This window comes from Mycobacterium sp. MUNTM1 (assembly GCF_054660795.1).
Genome location: NZ_BAAGDE010000033.1, coordinates 46,775 through 67,299 on the forward strand (window position 1 = coordinate 46,775; position 20,525 = coordinate 67,299).

16 protein-coding genes are annotated in these 20,525 nt (G+C 67.4%); 10 read left to right on the forward strand and 6 right to left on the reverse strand.

Annotated features, from left to right (window positions below; genetic code table 11):
- Positions 1-134 precede the first annotated feature (134 nt).
- The gene (locus ACYQ8K_RS18700; protein ID WP_459971264.1) at positions 135-1,526 is read left to right on the forward strand and encodes a NarK family nitrate/nitrite MFS transporter; all 1,392 of its coding nucleotides are present in this window, start codon (positions 135-137) and stop codon (positions 1,524-1,526) included.
- A 12-nt stretch (positions 1,527-1,538) separates the two neighbouring features.
- On the opposite strand, the gene ACYQ8K_RS18705 is transcribed toward ACYQ8K_RS18700, so the two are convergent.
- Positions 1,539-2,807, reverse strand: a complete 1,269-nt coding sequence (locus ACYQ8K_RS18705; RefSeq protein ID WP_459971265.1) for a DNA polymerase domain-containing protein — start codon at positions 2,805-2,807, stop codon at positions 1,539-1,541.
- A gap of 67 nt (positions 2,808-2,874) precedes the next feature.
- Between ACYQ8K_RS18705 and fadD2 the strand changes: the two genes are divergently transcribed.
- The gene (fadD2, locus tag ACYQ8K_RS18710; RefSeq protein ID WP_459971267.1) at positions 2,875-4,554 is read left to right on the forward strand and encodes a long-chain-fatty-acid--CoA ligase FadD2; all 1,680 of its coding nucleotides are present in this window, start codon (positions 2,875-2,877) and stop codon (positions 4,552-4,554) included.
- A 37-nt stretch (positions 4,555-4,591) separates the two neighbouring features.
- On the opposite strand, the gene ACYQ8K_RS18715 is transcribed toward fadD2, so the two are convergent.
- The 4 genes from ACYQ8K_RS18715 to ACYQ8K_RS18730 all read right to left on the reverse strand — a co-directional run bounded on the left by ACYQ8K_RS18715 (position 4,592) and on the right by ACYQ8K_RS18730 (position 9,952).
- Positions 4,592-4,954, reverse strand: coding sequence for an ATPase (locus ACYQ8K_RS18715; RefSeq protein WP_459971269.1), 363 nt, complete (start codon positions 4,952-4,954; stop codon positions 4,592-4,594).
- 998 nt (positions 4,955-5,952) lie between these two features.
- A complete protein-coding gene (locus tag ACYQ8K_RS18720; protein WP_459971271.1) occupies positions 5,953-8,154 on the reverse strand; it encodes an acyl-CoA dehydrogenase in 2,202 nt (733 codons plus the stop codon).
- 107 nt (positions 8,155-8,261) lie between these two features.
- Positions 8,262-9,392, reverse strand: coding sequence for an alpha/beta hydrolase family protein (locus ACYQ8K_RS18725; RefSeq protein WP_459971273.1), 1,131 nt, complete (start codon positions 9,390-9,392; stop codon positions 8,262-8,264).
- 14 nt (positions 9,393-9,406) lie between these two features.
- Positions 9,407-9,952 (reverse strand): TetR/AcrR family transcriptional regulator, encoded by a 546-nt coding sequence (locus tag ACYQ8K_RS18730; RefSeq protein ID WP_459971291.1) that lies wholly within the window; start codon positions 9,950-9,952, stop codon positions 9,407-9,409.
- Positions 9,953-10,138: 186 nt separating this feature from the next.
- On the opposite strand from ACYQ8K_RS18730, the gene ACYQ8K_RS18735 reads away from it, so the two are divergent.
- The 6 genes from ACYQ8K_RS18735 (at position 10,139) to ACYQ8K_RS18760 (ending at position 17,773) form a co-directional block, all read left to right on the forward strand.
- Complete coding sequence (locus ACYQ8K_RS18735) at positions 10,139-10,720, forward strand: VOC family protein (protein ID WP_459971293.1); 582 nt, start codon at positions 10,139-10,141, stop codon at positions 10,718-10,720.
- Positions 10,721-10,750: 30 nt separating this feature from the next.
- Entirely contained in the window at positions 10,751-11,299 is a 549-nt protein-coding gene (locus ACYQ8K_RS18740; protein ID WP_459971274.1) for a hypothetical protein, read from the forward strand.
- A gap of 450 nt (positions 11,300-11,749) precedes the next feature.
- The gene (locus ACYQ8K_RS18745) at positions 11,750-13,225 is read left to right on the forward strand and encodes a condensation domain-containing protein (RefSeq protein WP_459971275.1); all 1,476 of its coding nucleotides are present in this window, start codon (positions 11,750-11,752) and stop codon (positions 13,223-13,225) included.
- A gap of 2 nt (positions 13,226-13,227) precedes the next feature.
- Positions 13,228-14,577, forward strand: coding sequence for a WS/DGAT/MGAT family O-acyltransferase (locus ACYQ8K_RS18750; RefSeq protein ID WP_459971277.1), 1,350 nt, complete (start codon positions 13,228-13,230; stop codon positions 14,575-14,577).
- Positions 14,578-14,963: 386 nt separating this feature from the next.
- Positions 14,964-16,436, forward strand: coding sequence for a condensation domain-containing protein (locus ACYQ8K_RS18755; protein WP_459971278.1), 1,473 nt, complete (start codon positions 14,964-14,966; stop codon positions 16,434-16,436).
- 2 nt (positions 16,437-16,438) lie between these two features.
- The gene (locus ACYQ8K_RS18760; protein ID WP_459971280.1) at positions 16,439-17,773 is read left to right on the forward strand and encodes a hypothetical protein; all 1,335 of its coding nucleotides are present in this window, start codon (positions 16,439-16,441) and stop codon (positions 17,771-17,773) included.
- A gap of 15 nt (positions 17,774-17,788) precedes the next feature.
- Here the strand turns inward: ACYQ8K_RS18760 and ACYQ8K_RS18765 are convergent, their stop codons facing one another.
- Positions 17,789-18,451, reverse strand: a complete 663-nt coding sequence (locus ACYQ8K_RS18765) for a TetR/AcrR family transcriptional regulator (protein ID WP_459971282.1) — start codon at positions 18,449-18,451, stop codon at positions 17,789-17,791.
- An 83-nt stretch (positions 18,452-18,534) separates the two neighbouring features.
- On the opposite strand from ACYQ8K_RS18765, the gene ACYQ8K_RS18770 reads away from it, so the two are divergent.
- On the forward strand, positions 18,535-19,440 hold the full coding sequence (locus tag ACYQ8K_RS18770) for an oxygenase MpaB family protein (RefSeq protein ID WP_459971284.1): 906 nt from the start codon (positions 18,535-18,537) through the stop codon (positions 19,438-19,440).
- Positions 19,441-19,532: 92 nt separating this feature from the next.
- The coding region (locus ACYQ8K_RS18775) for a PPE family protein (protein ID WP_459971285.1) at positions 19,533-20,525 on the forward strand (993 nt) is incomplete at its 3' end.

Genomic DNA, 20,525 nt, shown 5'->3' on the forward strand with positions numbered 1-20,525 from the left:
CTGACAAACGTGACCGGGCCGTTGCGATTTCTGCGTATCGCCCACGTAACTGTGCACACCCCGTCCGGTAACAGTGCGTCTTTAGCGTCGAGTGGTCACTACCCGCGCCTCATTCAACTCAGGAGTCCCACCAGATGACCACGACCATCGGCCCCGTATCGCAGCCGGCGCCACCGCGCGAGCGTCATACGGGACGGCACTGGATCGACGACTGGCGGCCCGAAGACCCCGAATTCTGGGAGACGACCGGCAAGTCGATCGCTCGCCGGAACCTGATCTTCTCGATCTTCGCCGAGCACGTCGGGTTCAGCGTGTGGATGCTGTGGAGCATCGTGGTGGTGCAGATGACGGCCGGGGCGCACGGGCACCCCGCGGCGTCCGGGTGGGCGCTGACCGCCAGCCAGGCTCTGTGCCTGGTCGCCGTCCCGAGCGGCGTCGGGGCGTTCCTGCGGTTGCCCTACACTTTCGCGGTGCCGCTGTTCGGCGGCCGTAACTGGACGACCATTTCGGCGGCGCTGCTGCTGATCCCCTGCCTGCTGCTGGCGTGGGCGGTGAGCCATCCGGGCCTCCCGTTCGGCGCCCTGGTGGCGATCGCGGCGACCGCCGGCTTCGGCGGCGGCAACTTCGCCTCGTCGATGGCCAACATCTCGTTCTTCTACCCCGAGAAAGACAAGGGTTGGGCGCTGGGCCTGAACGCGGCCGGCGGCAACATCGGTGTGGCGGTGGTGCAGAAGATCATTCCGCCCATCGTCATCGCCGGCGGCGGGATGGCGCTGGCGCGCGCCGGTCTGTTCTACGTGCCGCTGGCCGTGGTGGCCGCAATCTGCGCGTTCCTGTTCATGAACAACCTGACCGAGGCCAAGGCCGACGTGAAGCCCGTGCTGGAGTCGCTGCGGCACGCCGACACCTGGGTCATGTCGCTGCTGTACATCGGCACCTTCGGCTCGTTCATCGGCTACTCGGCCGCGTTCCCGACCCTGCTCAAGACGGTCTTCGGACGCGGCGACATCGCCCTGGCGTGGGCCTTCCTGGGCGCCGGCATCGGATCGGTCATCCGGCCGCTCGGCGGCAAGCTCGCCGACCGGATCGGCGGTGCCCGCATCACCGCCGCCAGCTTCGTGATGCTGGCGATCGGGGCGGCGGCGGCGCTGTGGTCGGTGACGGCGGTGAACCTGCCGGCCTTCTTCGCCAGCTTCATGTTCCTGTTCGTCGCGACCGGCATCGGCAACGGCTCGACCTATCGGATGATTTCGCGGATCTTCAAGATCAAGGGCGAACTGGCCGGCGGCGATCCGGACACGATGGTGGCCATGCGCCGTCAGGCCGCCGGGGCGCTGGGCGTCATCTCGGCGGTCGGCGCCTTCGGTGGGTTCGTCGTTCCGCTGGCCTACGCGTGGTCGAAGTCGCAGTTCGGCAGCATCGAACCGGCGCTGCAGTTCTACATCGTGTTCTTCGTCGGCCTGCTCGCCGTCACCTGGTATTGCTACCTGCGCAAGCACAACGCGATCACGCGGGTGGGGATCTAGGCGGGGCGGGGGTCAGCTCGACGGCTTCTGCTTTCCGCCGTACCCCTCCCAGGGGCTGTAGTCGGCGATCAGCTCCTCTTGGGGTGGCCGCTGGTCTTCGGGAACGTGCTGCAGGTTGATCCGGATCCGGTACCAGATCGAACTGGGCCCGCGCATCCCGTCGACGAGGACGTCGACCGGCTCCAGCCGGCGGGCCACCGCGGGATAGCGGTCGCGCCAGACGTCGAGCGCAGCCATCGCCTCGTCCTTGGTCTTGGTGCGGGCGATCTCGATCAGCGGCATCTTCGATTGTCTCCGGCCTGCCGCTCCGCTGCCGCGCTTGCCCGATCCTTTCGGCGCGCGTTCGGGCGGACCCATCTCCTCGGCCAGCACCAGCAACCGGTCGAGCTCGCCGACGGCATCGTCCATTCCCTCCCAAGGGTCACCGATCTCGGCGAACCGGACGGGCACGGTGTCGATGGTGAACGCCTCGGGGTCGCAGCCGGCGACCTCGTCCCACCGCAGCGGCGTCGAGACCCGGGCATCCGGGGTGGCCCGCACCGAGTACGCCGACGCGACGGTGCGGTCCTTCGCGTTCTGGTTGAAGTCGACGAACACCCCCTCGCGCTCTTCCTTCCACCAGCGGCTCGTCGCCGCCTCGGGCACCCGCCGCTCGACTTCGCGGGCGACGGTCTGGGCGGCGAGCCGGACCTGACGGAATTCCCAGCGCGGGGCGATGCGGGCGTAGATGTGGAAGCCGCGCGATCCCGACGTCTTCGGCCACGCGGTCAGGCCGTAGTCCTCGAGCACCTCGCGCGCCACCAGCGCGACGTCCACGATGCGCCGCCAGGAGACCCCGGGCATCGGATCCAGGTCGACCCGCAACTCGTCGGGGTGGTCGAGGTCGTCGGCCAGCACCGGATGCGGGTTGAGGTCCACGCAGCCCAGGTTGACCGCCCAGGCCAGGCCCGCGGCGTCATGGATCACCGCCTCGGCGGCCGAAGTGCCTCGCGCGTATCGCAATTCGGCCACGTCCACCCAGTCCGGCCGCTTGGCCGGCGCGCGCTTCTGGAACACCGCCTCTTCGGTGATGCCCTTGACGAAGCGCTTCAGGATCATCGGGCGGCCCGCGACACCTCGCAGCGCGCCGTCCGCCACGGACAGGTAATAACGGACCAGGTCGAGCTTGGTGTACGGGCCGGTCGAGGTTTCGCGGGCACTCGCACGGGGGAACACCACCTTGTCCGGATGGGTGATGGTGACCTGGCGCTCGGCCACCTCCAGCGAAACCGGACGGGTCATGGGAGTTCATGCTAATTCGCCAGAAATTCTGGCCGTACTGAGACGGACGTCACATAAGGTGGATTTCATGCCTAACCTCCTCGGTCTGCCCGGTCAGGCCGCCGCAAAAGTTCAGCAGTACGTCGAACGCGGCTCCGCTGAATTGCACTACGTGCGCAAGATCTTCGAGTCGGGCGCGTTCCGGATCGAGCCGCCACAGAACTACGCCGCGATGGCCGCCGACATCTACAAGTGGGGGGAATTCGGCATGCTGCCGTCTCTCAACGCGAGACGTCACCCCGACCGCGCGGCGTGCATCGACGAGGAGGGCGAGTTTTCCTACCGGGAGCTCGACGAGGCGGCGCACGCGCTGGCGCACGGGTTGCTCGAGAAGGGCGTCAAGGGCGGCGACGGCGTCGCCATCCTGGCCCGCAACACCCGCTGGTTCCTGATCGCCAACTACGGCGCCGCCCGGGTGGGCGCCCGGATCATCCTGCTCAACAGCGAGTTCTCCGGCCCGCAGATCAAAGAGGTGTCCGAGCGCGAGGGCGCCAAGCTGATCATCTACGACGACGAGTACACCAAGGCCGTCAGCAAAGCCTCGCCGGAGCTGGGCAAGCTGCGGGCGCTCGGGACAAATCCCGATGCCGACGAGCCGTCCGGCAGCACCGACGAGACGCTCGCCGAGCTGATCGAGCGGAGCAGCAAGGATCCCGCGCCCAAGGCGGCCAAGCACGCCTCGATCATCATCCTGACCAGCGGGACGACCGGCACCCCCAAGGGTGCGAACCGCAGCACCCCGCCGACCCTGGCACCGGTCGGCGGCATCCTGTCGCACGTTCCGTTCAAGGCAGGCGAGGTGACCTCGCTCCCGGCGCCGATGTTCCACGCCCTGGGTTACCTGCACGGCACGATCGCCATGTTCCTCGGGTCGACGCTGGTGCTGCGTCGGAAGTTCAAGCCGCCGCTGGTGCTGGAAGACATCGAGAAGCACAAGGTCACCGCGATGGTCGTCGTCCCGGTGATGCTGTCGCGGATCCTCGATGCGGTCGAGAAGATGGACAAGAAGCCCGACCTGTCCAGCCTGAAGATCGTGTTCGTGTCGGGGTCGGCGCTGGGCGCGGACCTGGCCGAACGGTCGCTCAAGGACCTCGGCCCGGTCATCTACAACATGTACGGCTCGACCGAGATCGCCTTCGCGACCATCGCCGAGCCCAAGCACCTGGAGTACAACTCCTCGACGGTCGGCCCGGTGGTCAAGGGCGTGCGCGTCAAGATCTACGACGACAACGGGAAGGAGCTGCCGCAGGGCGAGGTGGGCCGCATCTTCGTCGGTAACGCGTTCCCGTTCGAGGGCTACACCGGCGGGGGCAAGAAGCAGATCATCGACGGGCTGTTGTCCTCGGGCGACGTGGGCTATTTCGACGAGAACGGCCTGCTGTACATCAGCGGGCGCGACGACGAGATGATCGTCTCCGGCGGCGAGAACGTCTTCCCGGCCGAGGTGGAAGACCTGATCACCGGGCATCCGGATGTCGTGGAGGCCACCGCGATCGGCGTCGAAGACAAGGAATGGGGCCACCGCCTGCGCGCCTTCGTGGTGAAGAAGGACGGCGCCGACCTCGACGAGGACGCCGTCAAGCACTACGTGCGCGACCACCTGGCACGCTACAAGGTGCCACGTGAGGTGGTCTTCCTCGACGAGCTGCCGCGCAACCCCACGGGCAAGATCCTCAAGCGCGAGTTGCGCGAAATGGACGTCGACTAGTCCCGTCCAGGCCGGAGGGCCTCGCCCGATGGCGGGGTCAGCGGCGGTCTTTGATGGCGCGGGTGATCTGTGCCGTCAATTTGGGATCGACCAGGAGTTGGTCGATCAGCGCGGTGAGGACCTCTTGCCCGGTCACCCGGGCGACTCCCAGCCGGTCGGCAGCCTCACGCTGCCAGATGTCGAGGGCCCGATGAGTGGCCGCGGACAGGTCGACGGTGCGACGTGTCCGCTGCGTGCGTCCCTGCTGGCCTGCCGCCGGCTGGCTGGCGATCCGCGGGCCACCCTGCCCGAGACTGGTCAGCCGCTCGGTGGGGGCGGCGTCTCCGGATGGCCCGGCGGCCGAGTTGGGGGCGCGAAAGGCTCCGGCGCTGGGGCCGCTGTGGCTGCTGTTGAAGTTCACTTCGGTTCTTCCTCCGTGAGTGCCAATCAGTAAATCAGCGCTCAGTGCCGTTGTGTCAATACTGATTCTGTCACCGACGCCAGCGTAAGTCGCGTCGCCGGGCCGCCCACCTCCCGGTCGGCCGCCCCACGCGTGGGGACGCAGCTGCACGTCCGCCGCGCGGGTTCACCCGCAGATCGTGTCGCAAATGACCAAAGGTAGCTGTTTGCGCGCCATGTTTATTTTTGGTGTACGTTAATGGGGCGGCTTGGTATTGCCAAAAAAGACGCAAGTCAGAAGATCAGCTATTGCGGAAACGCTGACATCAGTAGGTACGTGATCCATGCGCCAGTAGATCAGTAAAAAGCTGGTGAGCTGCTAAGATAGGCGTAACCGGCGCCAGACGTCAGTATCTGCGAATCGATGAATCACGCAAATACGCGTCAGCATTCGCGGCCATTATTGTCCGGTTTAGGCGTCGATGTTATCCAATTCACAGCGGACAAATAGCGAATTACCCTTGTTTGCCTAGAAATGTCCAACTAACGTTTTCGCTATCGGTGGCAAGTGGTTGGAAAGGAAAACTTCGATGATCCTCGGGCGATCATTACGCGGCGCGGCCGCAGGTGTCCTAGGTGCCGGGGCTGTGTCCGGCGCGCTGCTGTTCAGCGGCGCCCCCATGGCTCAGGCCGCTCCTGCGCCCGCAGCCACCACGAGCTTCGCCAGTGCTGGGCCGCACAGCGGACCGGGCTTCATCCCCGATCGCCCCGGCGGTCGCGGATGGGGCGGCCATGATGGTCGGGGAAATGGCAATTGGGGGCACGGCAACTGGGGCCGTGGCGGTGGCTACTGGGGCCCCCAGCACTGGTGGAACTGGTGGTGGTGATCACCATCTCCGCGCGGTAGGGACCGTCGCCGACACGCCAACCCTCGGGATGGCCCACCGCGTATGGGGGAACCATGCCGGCCTGACGCAGTCAGGTCGGCATGGCCCTGTTTGGGGCCCTTTTGGCGCCGCTTTACGGGTCGCGGGGCAGGCCCAGCAGCCGTTCGGCGATGATGTTCAGCTGCACCTCGGAGGTGCCGCCGTAAATGGTGGTGGCGCGGCTGGCCAACAGGTATTCGCCCCATTTGCCGGGTAGCTGGTCGGGGTCGCCGATCGCGGCATCCGTGCCGAACGACGAGACCGCGAACTCGGCGTAGCCCTGGCCGGTACGCATGGACAGCAGCTTGGAGATCGCCGCCGACGGCATGGCGTCCCCGCCGGCCAGCGTCAACAGCGTGGAGCGCAGGTTGAGCACCTTGGCCGCATGACCCTCGGCGATCAACTGGCCCGCTCGGTGCTGGGCGATCTGATCGAAGTGGCCGTCGCGAACGAACTCGACGAACTGGGGCAGGGTCGCCAGGAAGTTCGCGTCGCTGCTGCCGATCGACACCCGCTCCGCGGTGAGCGTGTTGCGGCTGACCTCCCAGCCCCGGTTGACCTCACCGAGCACGCAGTCGTCGGGCACGAACACGTCGTCGATGTAGACGGTGTTGAACATCGCGTTGCCGGTGAGCTCGCGTAGCGGCGTGACCGTCACACCCTCACTGCGCATGTCCAGCAGGAAGTAGGTGATGCCGTTGTGTTTCGGTGCGCTGGGATCCGTCCTGGCCAGCAGCGCTCCCCACTGGGAGAACTGCGCTGCGGTGGTCCAGATCTTCTGGCCGGTGATCCGCCAGCCGCCGTCGGTTCGGGTGGCCTTGGTGGAGAGGCCCGCCAGGTCCGATCCGGCGCCGGGTTCGGAAAACAGCTGGCACCAGATCATCTCGCCGCGGAAGGTCGGCGGCAGGAACCGCTGCTTTTGCTCCTCGGTCCCGAACGCGACGATCGACGGAATGATCCACGCGGCGATGCCGACCTGCGGCCGCTTGACCCGCCCGGAGGTGAACTCCTGGGCGATGATGATCTGCTCCACCGGGGTGGCGGCCCGGCCCCACGGCTTCGGGAGATACGGCAACACCCAGCCGCCCTCGGCGAGCGCGACCTTGCGCGGCTCCCGCTCCATCTCCTTGAGCGCGGCGACCTCGGCCCGGATCTCCGCACGCAGCTTCTCGGTGTCGGGGTCGAGGTCGATGGCAGGCGCGCGCATGCCGGTGGTGGTCGCGGTGTCGACGACCTTCTGTGGGTAGTCCGAGCTGCGGCCGAAGGAGGCTGCCAGCATCAGCGCTCGCCGGTAATAAACGTTCGTGTCGTGCTCCCAGGTGAAGCCGATCCCGCCGTGCACCTGAATGCAGTCCTGGGCGCAGCGCTGGGCGGCCGCGGGCGCCAGCGTCGCCGCGACGGCGGCGGCGAAGTCGACGTGCGAACCGGCTGTGTCCCAGCCGTTTTCGCGCGCCTCGTCGATCGCGCGGGCGGCGTCCCACACGGCGGCGGTGGCCCGCTCGGTGTCGGCGATCATCTCGGCGCACTTGTGCTTGATGGCCTGGAACTGGCCGATCGGACGGCCGAACTGCTCACGGATCTTGGCGTAGTGCGAGGCCGTGTCGGTCGCCCAGCGCGCCACGCCGATGGCCTCGGCGGACAGCAGCGTGGTCATCACCGCGTGCGCCGTCGCCATGCTCAGGTTGGTCAGCACGACGTCCTCGCCGACCTCGACGGCGTTCGCCCGCACATCGGCGATGGGCCGCAGCGGGTCCAGGCTCTTCACCGGCTCGATCTCGAGCTGGTCGGCGCGTAGCACCACCCACGCCTCGCCGCTGTCGATGGCGACCGGCAACACGAGCAAGGTGGCCTGCGCCGCGGCCGGGACCGCACGGACCTCGCCGCGGATCACCAGCGAAGTGCCCTGCCGGGTGGCGGTCAGCGCACAGCAATTCAGGCCGTAGGAGGCGATTTCGGCGCCCGACGCCAGCTCGGACAGCACCTTCGCGTCCGGGTCGTGCGCAGAGATCAGGGCACTGGCGATCGCCGACGGCACGAACGGCCCCGGCACCGCCCCGTACCCGAATTCGGCCAGCACGATGGCCAACTCGAGGATGCCGAAGCCCTGCCCGCCGACGGATTCGGCGAGGTGGACACCGTGTAGTCCCTGGTCGGCCGCGGCCTGCCAGTACGGCGGGGGATTGTCGACGGGCGTCTCCATGGCCGCATGCAGCGTTTCGGACGGTGCGACGCGCGCCACCAGTGATCGCACGGAATCGGCCAGGTCTTGGTGCTCGGGATTTATCGCGATCGGCATTGGTCGCCTTCCGTTGCTGCAGGAGGCCGTTTCGGCCCAGTACCTTCCAAGCTAACAACCAGTCGGTTGGTTGACGAGACGGGCTAGCGGCTGTCCGACGGAAGTTCTCAGCGCCACCGCTTGCCGATCCATTGGGTGATCAGGTCGGCCTGCTCGCCGCGCGCCCCCGGTGTGGTGAAGTAGTGGTCGGTGTCCACCGAGGCCCGCGTCTTGTCGGCGCCGGCGAGCGCGTCGAAAATGCGTTGGGCGTCAGAGGGAAACACCCCGGTATCGGCCTCTGCGTTGATCACCAGCGCGGGACAGCTGATCCGGGCCAGGTGCGGTTCGGCGCGGGTTTGGGCAACCCGCAGGCTCCACATGCTCAGCCAGTTGCGCAGCGTGCAGGCCGCCGCGATCCCGTGCGCGGAGCGGTTCGCCTTGGCCGGGACGCCCGCGTAGCACATGTTGGGTTGCCGCTTGGTGGGCTCGATCCCGGGGTCGACCATGCGGGGATCGGCCCAGGTCCGCATCACGGAAAATGGGCGATCTGAAAACCCCGCCGCGCGAACGCGTTTGAGCTCGGTTTCGGCCCAGTCGGTGATCGCGTGGTTGCGCGCGGTCTGCGCGTCCCGGTAGCGGGCGAGGAAGTCCGCCGAGTAGGGCGGGCCGTTGCGCCCGTTGAACAGGTCGAGGTCGGCGTCGGTGGCCACCGGGTCGTTCTCGTCGATGACGGCGGCGTCCATCCAGGCGGTGAGCACCTCCGGGCGCCCGGGATGGGCGGCGGTGGCCACGTAGCCGTCGGCCGGCGGCAATTCGGTCAGCCCGGCGGCCGGGCGCATCCCGGCCAGCGGAGTCACGTTCGGGTCGACCGCCTGCGACTGGTAGGCGGCCATCAACGAGCCGCCACCCGAATTGCCCAGCAGCACCACGGTATCCACGCCCTGGACCTCGCGCAGCCAGCGCACCCCGACGCCGATGTCGACCAGGGCGTGGTCGAGCGAAAAGCTGCTTTCAAAGCCGCGAAACCGGGTGTTCCAACCCAGGAAACCGACGCCGCGCGTGGCCATGTAATCCGCGAGATAGTGCTCGGAGAAGTCGATCTGATAGTGCGTGGCGATCATCGCCACCTTGGGTTTGCGCCCCACCCCACGGTGATAGAGCCCCTGGCACGGGTGCCCGCCCGCGCCGGCGCGCCCCGCGGTGGGCGACGGCAACCCGATGAATTCACGGACCACTCCGGCACCGGTACGGCGAGTCAACTCAGCGGTCCCCCTTACGCATAGATGGCCCGGTAGTAGATGTTGGCCAGGGTCTGGATGCAGGCTTGATCGTCGGGTTGCGCCGCGCGCGGACCCGCGAGCTGGATGTAGCAGAACTGGTTGAACATCGCCACGATGGCCTCGGCGATCAGCCGGGGATCGTCGTCGCGGCAATGGCCCTCGGCCTGGGCGCGCCGGACCGACTCGGCGATGAAAGAGATTGGTATCTCGCAGATCTCGGCCCAGTATTGGGCGAAGTCGTCGTTGACCATCGCCAGCTGCGACACGCTGATCACCTCGGCCAGCCGGTGGCGGTAGGTGTGCCAGTGCGCGGCGGCCGCGGCATGAGCCCGGTCCCGATCGGATAACCCGTGTTCGGTCACCGACTGCGCGCGTGCGTTGGCCTCGTCGCGGAAGCGCAGCGCCCACTGCCGCACCATCGCCTCTTTGGAGTCGTAATAGTTGTAGAAGGATGCCGCCGAACGCCCGGCCTCCGCGGCGATGTCGGCGATGGTCGTGGCGAGGACGCCCTTGCGCGCGATGACGGTCCGGGCGGCCATGTCGATGGCGGCCTGCGTGCGCCGGCCGCGAACGGTGGGAAGTTCGGCGGGCTGGCCGGCCCGGCCGACACGGGACGCCGCGGTCGACACCTGCGCACCTCCCTGGGCCAAAACTGAAACTGATGTTAGATTCAGATTTGGACCTTGGCCAGGATCGTCAAGCCGGGGACCGAGGGGAGCCACCAGATGATCAAGCCGCACAACATCAACACGGAATTCGAACTCGGCGGGATCAACCATGTCGCCCTGGTGTGTTCGGACATGGCGAAAACAGTGGACTTCTACAGCAACATCCTCGGCATGCCGCTGATCAAATCGCTGGACCTACCCGGCGGCGCCGGCCAGCACTTCTTCTTCGACGCCGGCAACGGCGATTGCGTCGCCTTCTTCTGGTTCGCCGACGCCCCCGACCGGGTGCCGGGGATCTCGTCGCCGGGCGCCATCCCGGGCATCGGCGACATCACCAGTGCCGTCAGCACCATGAACCATCTCGCCTTCCACGTGCCGGCCGAGAAGTTCGACGCCTACCGACAGCTGCTCAAGGACAAGGGGGTGCGGGTCGGGCCGGTGCTCAACCACGACGAAAGCCCCATGCAGGTGTCCGCGACCGTGCATCCCGGCGTCTACGTGCGCTCGTTCTACTTCCAGGATCCGGACGGCATCACCCTTGAATTCGCTTGCTGGGTAAAGGAATTCGAAAGCGGCGACGCCCAGGCGGTGCCCAGGACCGCGGCGGACCGGCGGCCCCCGGTGGGTGCCGCCCACTGATTCGACCGGGCCGGGCCGGAGGATAATTTCATGACCGACGGCATTCTGACCGACGCGCAGATCGCGGCGCTGACGCCCGAGCAACGCCGGGAACTGATCACCCGGCTGGAGCAGCCGCTGAGTGACGTCATCGACCCGGAGTTCCTGGCGCGGGTGCGGCGGATCCGGCTGAGCCTGATGGTCGGTGGTGCAATAGCGATGGTCCCGTGGCTGGCGTATCTGTCGGTGACGCTGCCGGAGAACTACGTCGCGCACAACTGGCCCATCACCTGGATCGGCTTCGACGTGCTGCTGGTCGGGTTCATGCTGACCACGGCGGTGCTCGGATACCTGCGTCGTCAGTTGCTGGTGCTCGCCGCCTTCACCACCGGGGTCCTGTTGATATGCGACGCGTGGTTCGACCTGATGACCGCCGGACCCAAGGACATCTGGCTGTCCTTGATCACGGCGCTGCTGATCGAGGTGCCGTTGGCGACCTTCATGATCACCAGCGCGGTGCGCATCCTGCGGCTGACGATGCTGCGGCTGTGGCTGCTGGATCCGGGCATGCGGCTGTGGCATCTGCCGCTGTTCCCGTGACGGGCGGCGGGTTCGGCCCGAGCCGCTCGGATTCCAGGCGATGCCGCGGCCCTGCGAACGGGCCGAAAATGCTATCGCGAGTTCTATGGGCCGACAGGCGAATCGGCAACATACCGACCGTGATTCGATACTTTTTGGTACGCACGCGCCACTGGCCGGGCCGGCTATGCGACTAAGCCAACCAGGTTACCGCCGCGCAGGCGATCGCGCGGGAGAATGCGAGTCTTCGTAAAACCGCGAAATCGTCGCCTCCGTCAGCTAGCGTCCACAGCAGCGACATAGGGGGTGTAAGCGACGCGGTAGTTCGGCCCAAGATAGGCGAACGTACGCCGCAGAATTCAGGCGCGAGACCAACACGAGACGCACCAAAATCCAAGCGCTTACCGCACTTTCACCACCTCCCAGACCGCACAACAGATGTCGGTATCTCACAGCACAAGGACTCGACGAATGGTCGCACTCGGAAGCATCAACGAATGGCAACCGCCACACGGCCCGGTTACCATGTGGATGGCCGCGCCTACGGCGCTCGAAGCGGCGCGCGCCGCGCGGCGAAGTGACCTGGCTCCGAGTTATCAACAGAACCAACACCTCTGGGCGTCCTACCACGGCAAGAACCTGAATCGGCAGCTGCCCCGGCTGATGATCGTCGCGTGGGACATTCCCGGCACCTGCGACATCGAGGCGATGACCGCGACGGTCAACGCCCATGTGCGTCGCCAGGACACGTATCACTGCTGGTTCGAATTCGACAACGGAAACTTCGTGCGCCGCGAAATCGAGAATTCCGAGGACATCGACTTCGTTCCGGTGGCGCTCGGGGAGATGACCCCGGACCAGGTGCGCAATCACGTCCTGACAACGACTCCGGAGACCCTGGAATGGGGCTGCTTTACCTACGGAATCGTCCAACACGCCGACTATTTCACGTTCTATGCCAGCGTCGACCACCTGCACATCGACGGGCTGTCCGCTGCCCTCATCTTCCTCGACATCCACCTGATGTATCAGGAACTGGCGCAGAGCGGCCACCGGGCCGCCGCCCTGCCCGAGGTGCGGAGCTACCGCGCCTACGTTGCGCGGCAGCGCGAGAAGGCCGCGGCGCTGGACCTGTCGTCGCCCGAGATCAAGGACTGGATCGCATTCGCGCGTGACACCGACGGCGACTGGCCGAGTTTCCCACTGCCGCTGGGCGATATCTGGGCGAGCACCAAGGGCGATCTGCTGACCGTCGAACTGATGGACGCCGCCGAGACCGAGGCCTTCGATGCCGCGTGCGTCGCGGCCGGCGCCCGCTTCATCGGGGGAGTCCTGGCGTGCGCCGGACTCGCCGAGCACAAATTGACCGGCAAGGACACCTATCACGGCTTCACGGCCAAGGACACCCGCACCACCGGCGTCGACACGATGACCGTGGGCTGGTTCGCCAGCCTGCTCCCGGTCACCGTGCCGACCGCCGGCGAGACGTTCGCCCAGGCGGCCAGGGCCGCGCAGAAGTCGTTCGACGACGCCCAGCGCCTCGCCGACGTCCCGGTCGAGCGGGTCCTGGAATTGGCCACACCCGACGAACTGGGCATCAAGCTGCCCACGCAGTTGCCGATGATGCTGTCCTTCCTCGACTTCCGCAAGATTCCCCTCAACGGGTTGTGGGCGGAGACGAAGTTCGGCACCTACGGCGACAGCCTTTCCCACGGCGGGATCAACATGTGGATCAACCGCCAGGCCGAGAACACCACGGTGACGATGTCCTTCCCGGACAACGCAATCGCACGCGAGTCGGTGCTGCGCTACATCGCGACGCTGACCCAGGCGTTCGTGCGCGTCGCCAAGCCCGCCGCGGATGAGCCGGTCGTGGTTGTGCCCCAGGCGAATTCGGACGAAGCCTACCCGCTCGCGCCGGACGCTGGCGACCACGAAGCGGCATAAGAATGAACAACGTGCTGGACCTGGCCGACCAGACTCTCTTTCTCGGTGAGCGGGCGACGGGGGCCACCAGTCTGCTGCAGTGCGTTTGGGTGTACGACCACGCCATCGACATCGGCAAGCTGCGCGAGTTTCATCACCATCTGGGGAAGGGGCGGCTGTCGCGCCGGATCGAACGGTCTCCCTTGCCGTTCGGCCGCCATCGCTGGGTGGCGTCGAAGGACCGGTGCACCCTGGAGATCGTCGGCACACCGCGGCGACGCGACGAGATCGACGCGTGGCTGGCCGAGCAGGGCACCAAACGGCCGGACGCCGAGCACGGACCCGGCTGGCACCTGGCGGTGCTCCCGCTCACCGACGGCGGCGCGGCCGTCAGCCTGGTCACCACGCACTGCCTCAGCGACGGCGTCGGGCTGTGCGAGGCGCTGGCGGACGCGGCGTGCGGGCGCGACGACGCGATCCGCTGGCCGGCCGCGGAGGCGCGGCGGCGGTGGCGGGCGGTGTGTGAGGACGCCCGCCAAACCGCGCACGACACGGGCGATGTCTGTCGCGCCATCGGCGCGGCGGTCCAGATGCTCGGGCAGGGACGCGACGCCGTGCAAGCGGCGTCGGCCGAGAAGCCGCCCGCGCCGCCCACCGCGGGGGACGGCCCCATCAGCCTGCCGATGGCGACGTTCTTCGTCGACGCCGACGAGTGGGACGCGCGCGCCCACGCGCTCGGCGGCACCAGCAACGCGCTGCTCGCGGGGCTGGCGGCCCGCCTCGCCCAGCGGGTGGGACGGGTCGCGGCGGACGGCTCGGTCAATGTCGGGATGCCGTTCAACGAGCGCACCCCCGGTGACACTCGCGCCAACGCGGTCACGAACGTCGACGTAACGCTCAAGCCCTCGGCGATCGGCACGGAGCTGCGCGAGATCCGCGCCGCGATCAAGAACGCGCTGATCCGCCATCAGGACGTGCCCGACGAGCGGTGGGCGTTGCTACCGCTGGTTCCGCTGATCCCCACGCGGATCTTCCGGCGACTGATCAGCGTTGTCACCGGCGGCGCCACCACCGTCGTGTCGTCCAACCTCGGTGTCATCGACCCGGCGGTGAATCGGCCGGACGGCAGTGACGCCGACTATTTCGCGATGAAGTCGGTGTACCCGGGCGTGACCAGCGCGACGATGCATCGCACCAATGGAGCGCTCGCGTTGTTGTCGGGACGGGTGCGTGGCCGGGTCTTCGTGTCGGTGCTCGGCTATCAGCTGGGCCGCCGAAATTCGAATGAGGATTTACGGCAAGCCATCTCCGGGGTGTTGAGCGATTTTTCGCTGACCGCCACCACGGGCTGGCGCACGTTCAGCCGGGTGTGAGTCCCGGGCGGGGCCGCTGGACGCCCGCACATATTTTCGATGACGTCATTAAGTCGCGGTCCGGCGAGCGAGCGGGTGCGGGCCGAATTGCGCAGGTAGACGCGCTGTTTCGCGGCGAAGCGCCCACTGTGGACGCTCCTCTGGGATTGTGACCCTTATCACAAGAGGGGTACGTTTGTGGCCTATTCGACTAGCGTCAACTTCCGCGACACAGGGGGCGCATAGCAACGCGGCAACTCAGTCCAACCTGCCGTGACATGCCGTCAAGGTTCCTGCCAAAGGAATGCATGCTGCGCGAAGGGTCATCGCCAAACGCCCGATGACCTATTCGCTGTTCCCTTGCTGCGCAACAAATGTCGGCACTACGGGAGGGACGACTCAAGCAAATGGTCGCACTCGGCAACATCAGCGAATGGCAACCACCGAACGGTCCGCTGACGATGTGGACGCCCGCACCCGCGTCGCATGACGCGGCCCGCACCGCCCGCCGCTCTGACCTGGCTCCGAGTTACCAACAGAATCAACATCTTTGGGCGGCACACATCGGCAGCGCGATGAGCAGGGAGCTACCCCGCCTGATGGTCGTGGCGTGGGACATCCCCGGCGCGTGTGACATTCCGGCGATGACAGCAACCATCAATGCACACGTCCGACGCCAGGACACCTATCACAATTGGTTCGAAATCGAGGACGGCCGCATCGTGCGCCGCACGATCGACGACCCCGCCGCCATCGAATTGGTTCCGGTGCCGTTCGGACGGATGAGCGCCGACCAGGTGCGCACGCACGTGCTGACGACCACCCCCGAAACGCTGGAATGGGGCTGCTTCACATTCGGTGTCGTCGAGCACCCCGACTACTTCACTTTCTATGCCAGTGTCGACCATCTGCACATCGACGGCTTGTCCGCCGGGCTGATCTTCGTCGACATCCACCTGACGTATCAGGAACTGTCGCGCGGCGCGCAACGGCAGCCCCAGCTCCCCGAGATCAGGAGCTACAGCGACTACGCCGCGCGGCAGCGCGAGAAGGCCGCAACCCTGGATCTGTCGTCGCCCGAGATCAAGGACTGGATCGCGTTCGGGCGCAACACGGATGGAAACTGGCCGAATTTCCCACTGCCGCTGGGGGATACCTGGGCGAGCAGCAAGGGCGACCTGGTCACGATGGACCTGCTGGACGGCGCCGAAACCGAGTCTTTCGACGCCGCCTGCCGGGCGGCCGGCGCCCGGTTCATCGGCGGAGTCCTGGCGTGCGCGGCCCTGGCCGACCACGAATTGACCGGCAGCGACACCTATCACGGGTTCACGGCCAGGGACACCCGGATGCCGGGCGTCGACGCGATGACCGTCGGCTGGTTCGCCAGCCTGATCCCGGTCACCGTTCCGACCGGCGGCGCCTCGTTCGGCGCGGCGGCCCGCGCGGCCCAGAAGTCCTTCGACGCCGCGAAGGGTCTTGCCGATGTGCCGTTCGAGCGGCTCCTGGAGCTGGCGACGCCGGATGACTTGGGGATCAAGCTGCCGACGCAGCTGCCGATGATGCTGTCCTTCCTGGACTTTCGCAAGATTCCGCTCGCCGGGCTGTGGGCCGAGACGAATTTCGGCACCTACGGTGACAACCTGTCGGCCGGTGGGATCAACATGTGGATCAACCGGCACGCCGAAAAGACGACAGTGACAATCTCGTTCCCGGACAACGAGATAGCGCGCGAGTCGGTGCTCCGTTACATCGCGACGCTGACCGAAGTGTGTGCGCACGTCGCCACAACCGCGTCGACGGACTTGGGTGTCACCGCATCCCAAGGGGATTCGGGCGGGCAGCGGGACTTCGCCGACGAAGACGACACCGAGGCGGCCTAGGCATGGACAACGTGCTGGACCTGGCCGACCAGGCCCTCTTTCTCGGTGAGCGGGCGACGGGCACCACCAGCCTGGTGCAATGCATCTGGGTGTACGACAGACCCGTCGACATCGACGGCCTGAAGAGGTTTCACGCCCACCTGGGCAGGGGGCGATTGGCTCGCCGGATCGAGCGATCCCCCCTGCCGTTCGGCCGGCACCGCTGGGTGTCACCCGGCGAGCAGCCCAGCCTCGAAATAGTCGCGACGCCCCGTCCGCGTGAGGAATTCGACGACTGGTGCACCCAGCAGGCCGATAAGCGGCCGGACGCCGAGCACGGACCCGGATGGCACCTCGCGGTGCTCCCGTTCACCGACGGCGGGGCGGCGGTCAGCTTGGTCATCACCCATTGCCTCAGCGACGGCGTCGGACTCTGCGAGGCGGTGGCGGACGCGGCATCCGGGCGCGACGCGGCGGAGCACTGGCCCGTCGCGGCATCGCGGCGGCGGTGGCAGGCGGTGCGCGAGGACGCACGCCAAACCGCCCGTGACACACTCGATGTCGGTCGCGCGCTCGCCGCGGCCGCACGCCTGGCCCGGGCCGGCCGCCCGGGTGGCGGAGCCGCCGCGCCGAGGCCCACGCCCCTTATCGACCGGAGCATCACACTTCCGGCCGCGACGTTCTTCATCGACGCCGACGAGTGGGACGCGCGCGCCCACGCGCTCGGCGGCACCAGCAACGCGCTGCTCGCGGGGCTGGCGGCCCGCCTCGCCCAGCGGGTGGGACGGGTCGCGGCGGACGGCTCGGTCAATGTCGGGATGCCGGTCAACGAGCGCACCCCCGGCGACACTCGCGCGAACGCCGTCACGAACGTCGACATCACGATCGAGCCCGCGCATGCGATGGACCTGCGCGCGATCCGCGCCGCGATCAAGCGAGCGCTGGTCCGCCATCAGGACGTTCCCGACGAGCGGTGGGCGTTGCTGCCGCTGGTTCCGCTGATCCCCAAGCGGGTCTTCCGGCGACTGATCAGCGTGGCCACCGGCAACGCGACGGCCGTGGTGTCGTCCAACCTCGGTGCGCTCGACCCCGCCGCCAACCGGCCGGACGGCACGGACGCCGACCATTTCGCGATGAAGTCGCTGTACCCGGGCGTGACCACCGCGACGATGCAGCGCACCAACGGGGTGCTGGCGTTGTTGTCGGGACGGGCGCACGGACAGGTCTTCGTCTCGGTTCTCGCCTACGAGCCGGGCGCGGACAACTCGGATAACATTCTGAGACAACATATTTCGGGCATGCTGAGCGACTTCTCGCTCACCGCGATGACGGGCTGGCGCACGGTCAGCCGCGTGTGAGCTCGCCGTGGGGCGCTAGGCGTCCGCGCGTGTTTCGGTGAGGCGGTAGAGGTTTGGTTGGGCGAGCTCGTCGAGCAGCGCCGCCAGCTGGTCGACGAGCTGATTCGGTTCGAGCTGGACGTCGCCGGCCAGCCAGGCGCTGATGGTCTGCCCGACGCCGCCCACCACGAAATGCGCGGCGGCCTTGATGCGTTCGTTCGCCGGGACCTGCAACGCGTGGCCGACGTGCTGACCGGACAGCATGGCGAACAGCGCGCTGGACTCGGCGCGCTTGCGCACGATCACGGGATCGGCCAGCTGCGTGCTGAACAGCAGGCGACCCACGCGGGGGTCCCCGGTGATGGTCCGCACGATGTTCGCGATGCCCGCGCGGGTTTGCTCGCTGGCCGGCACCGCCGCCACCGCCGCCTGTGTGGTGGCGGCCAGTTCGGCGACCACCCAGTCGAAGACGCACGCGACGAACTCGTCCTTGTCGGCGAAGCTTTCGTAGAAATACCGGGCGGCCAGGCCGGCGCCGCGGCACACCCCGCGGACGGTGACCGCCGAGATGTTCTGCCGCTCCGCGCCGAGCACGTCCAGGCCCACGGCGAGCAACCGGTGACGACGGGTGGCCAGGCGCTCGGCGGCCTCGACCCCACGGTACGGCCGCGCGCTGGACCTCTCGCTCATGGCAACCATCTTGACACCAACGCCCGGCCACGACAATATCAGGAAACGAGCGTTCGCACATTAGCGGACAAGCGCTGCGGGAGGACCTGACGATGGCAATTCACGAGCCGGTGCACCAGCCGATCGGGCACGTCGAGCGCCGAGCCACCGACCCGCCCCGCCCGCAGCGGCGCCGGCGGCGGTCGTTGGGCATCGACGAGGGTTTGATGGGCGTCGCATTGCTGGCGGGCCCGGCGAACGTGATCATGCAACTGGCCCGGCCCGGCGTCGGATACGGCGTCATGGAGAGCCGGGTCGAAAGCGGCCGGGTCGACCTGCACCCGATCAAGCGCGCCCGCACCACCTTCACCTATCTGGCCGTCGCGACCAACGGCAGCGACGCCCAGAAGGATGCCTTCCGTCGCGCGGTGAACCGCGCCCACGCGCAGGTCTATTCGACCCCGGAAAGCCCGGTGTCCTACAACGCTTTCGATCCGGCGCTGCAGCTGTGGGTCGGGGCCTGCCTGTACAAGGGCGGCCTCGACATCTACCGCATGTTCATCGGTGAACTCGACGCTGAGGACGCCGACCGCCACTACCGCGAGGGCATGACGCTGGCCACCACCCTGCAGGTGCCACCGACGATGTGGCCCGCCGACCGCGCGGCGTTCGACCGCTACTGGGAAGAATCGCTGGCCAAGGTGCACATCGACGACGCCGTGCGCGAGTACCTGTTTCCCATTGCGGCCAACCGGATCCGGGGCGTGACGCTGCCGCGCCCGCTGCAGCGCCTCTCCGACAACTTCGCGTTGCTGATCACCACGGGCTTCCTGCCGCAGCGGTTCCGCGACGAGATGCGGCTGCCCTGGGACGCGACCAAGCAGCGCCGCTTCGACCGGCTGATCGCCGTGCTGGCCACGGTGAACCGGTATCTGCCGCGGTTCATCCGGCAGTTCCCCTTTAACGTTTTGCTCCACGACCTGGACCGCAGGATCAAGAAGGGCCGTCCGCTGGTGTAGCGCGCGAGGCGGAATCGACCGCCTGTTTGAAAACGATAATCATATTCATTAAGCTCCTCAGTCTGGTATCCCTTCCAGCCTGAGGAGTGCCGATGACGACGCCGATCTGGATGGCCTCGCCGCCCGAACTACATTCCGCGTTGCTCAGCAGCGGCCCCGGTCCCGGACCATTGCTGGCCGCGGCGAGTGCCTGGTCGCAACTGAGTGCCGAATACTCCTCTGCCGCGGAAGAATTGAGCACGCTTCTCGCCGGGGTCCAGGCCGGCGCGTGGCAGGGACCCACCGGCGAGTCCTACGCGGCCGCGCACGCGCCCTACCTGGCCTGGCTGGCGAAATCGAGCGCGGACAGCGCCACGGCCGCCAGCCGGCACGAGGTGGCCGCGGCGGCGTACACCGCGGCCCTGACCGCCATGCCCACGCTGCCGGAACTGGCCACCAACCACGTCGTGCACGGTGCCCTGCTGGCGACGAATTTCTTCGGGGTCAACACGGTGCCCATCGCGGTCAACGAGGCCGACTACGCGCGGATGTGGACCCAGGCGGCCACCACGATGTCCACCTACCAAGCGGTGTCCACCGCCGCCGTCACGTCGGCGCCACAACCCGAACCGGCGCCGCCGATCGTGAAATTCGATGCCTCACACGATGATTCGTCAGACCCGGACCACGACCCCACGATCGACAATCCGTTCAACGACTTCATCGCGAGGATACTGAAGAATTTCGGGATCGACTGGGACCCCGCCCAGGGCACGGTGAACGGGCTGGACTACGACGCCTACACGAACGCCGGGGAACCCCTCTTCTGGGTGGTGCGCGCGCTGGAACTGCTGGAGGATTTCGAGCAGTTCGGCTACTACCTGGTGCACAATCCCGCCTTGGCCTTCCAGTACCTGGTCCAGCTGATGCTGTTCGACTGGCCGACGCACATCCTGGAGATCTTCACCAGCCAGCCCGAACTGTTGGCCCCCGCGCTGCTCCTCGCCGTCGCCCCGTTCGGCGCGGTCGGCGGTTTCGCCGGGTTGGCGGGCCTGGCCGCCATACCCCAGCCCATGCCCATCCCGGCACCGCCGCCGCTTCCCACC

Excerpts from the sequence above, each read along its gene's own strand:
- ACYQ8K_RS18700 (WP_459971264.1), top strand. The coding sequence starts at position 135 with ATGACCACGACCATCGGCCCCGTATCGCAGCCGGCGCCACCGCGCGAG.
- ACYQ8K_RS18705 (WP_459971265.1), bottom strand. The coding sequence starts at position 2,807 with ATGACCCGTCCGGTTTCGCTGGAGGTGGCCGAGCGCCAGGTCACCATC.
- fadD2 (WP_459971267.1), top strand. The coding sequence starts at position 2,875 with ATGCCTAACCTCCTCGGTCTGCCCGGTCAGGCCGCCGCAAAAGTTCAG.
- ACYQ8K_RS18720 (WP_459971271.1), bottom strand. The coding sequence starts at position 8,154 with ATGCCGATCGCGATAAATCCCGAGCACCAAGACCTGGCCGATTCCGTG.
- ACYQ8K_RS18730 (WP_459971291.1), bottom strand. The coding sequence starts at position 9,952 with ATGGCCGCCCGGACCGTCATCGCGCGCAAGGGCGTCCTCGCCACGACC.
- ACYQ8K_RS18735 (WP_459971293.1), top strand. The coding sequence starts at position 10,139 with ATGATCAAGCCGCACAACATCAACACGGAATTCGAACTCGGCGGGATC.
- ACYQ8K_RS18740 (WP_459971274.1), top strand. The coding sequence starts at position 10,751 with ATGACCGACGGCATTCTGACCGACGCGCAGATCGCGGCGCTGACGCCC.
- ACYQ8K_RS18745 (WP_459971275.1), top strand. The coding sequence starts at position 11,750 with ATGGTCGCACTCGGAAGCATCAACGAATGGCAACCGCCACACGGCCCG.
- ACYQ8K_RS18750 (WP_459971277.1), top strand. The coding sequence starts at position 13,228 with ATGAACAACGTGCTGGACCTGGCCGACCAGACTCTCTTTCTCGGTGAG.
- ACYQ8K_RS18755 (WP_459971278.1), top strand. The coding sequence starts at position 14,964 with ATGGTCGCACTCGGCAACATCAGCGAATGGCAACCACCGAACGGTCCG.
- ACYQ8K_RS18760 (WP_459971280.1), top strand. The coding sequence starts at position 16,439 with ATGGACAACGTGCTGGACCTGGCCGACCAGGCCCTCTTTCTCGGTGAG.
- ACYQ8K_RS18765 (WP_459971282.1), bottom strand. The coding sequence starts at position 18,451 with ATGGTTGCCATGAGCGAGAGGTCCAGCGCGCGGCCGTACCGTGGGGTC.
- ACYQ8K_RS18770 (WP_459971284.1), top strand. The coding sequence starts at position 18,535 with ATGGCAATTCACGAGCCGGTGCACCAGCCGATCGGGCACGTCGAGCGC.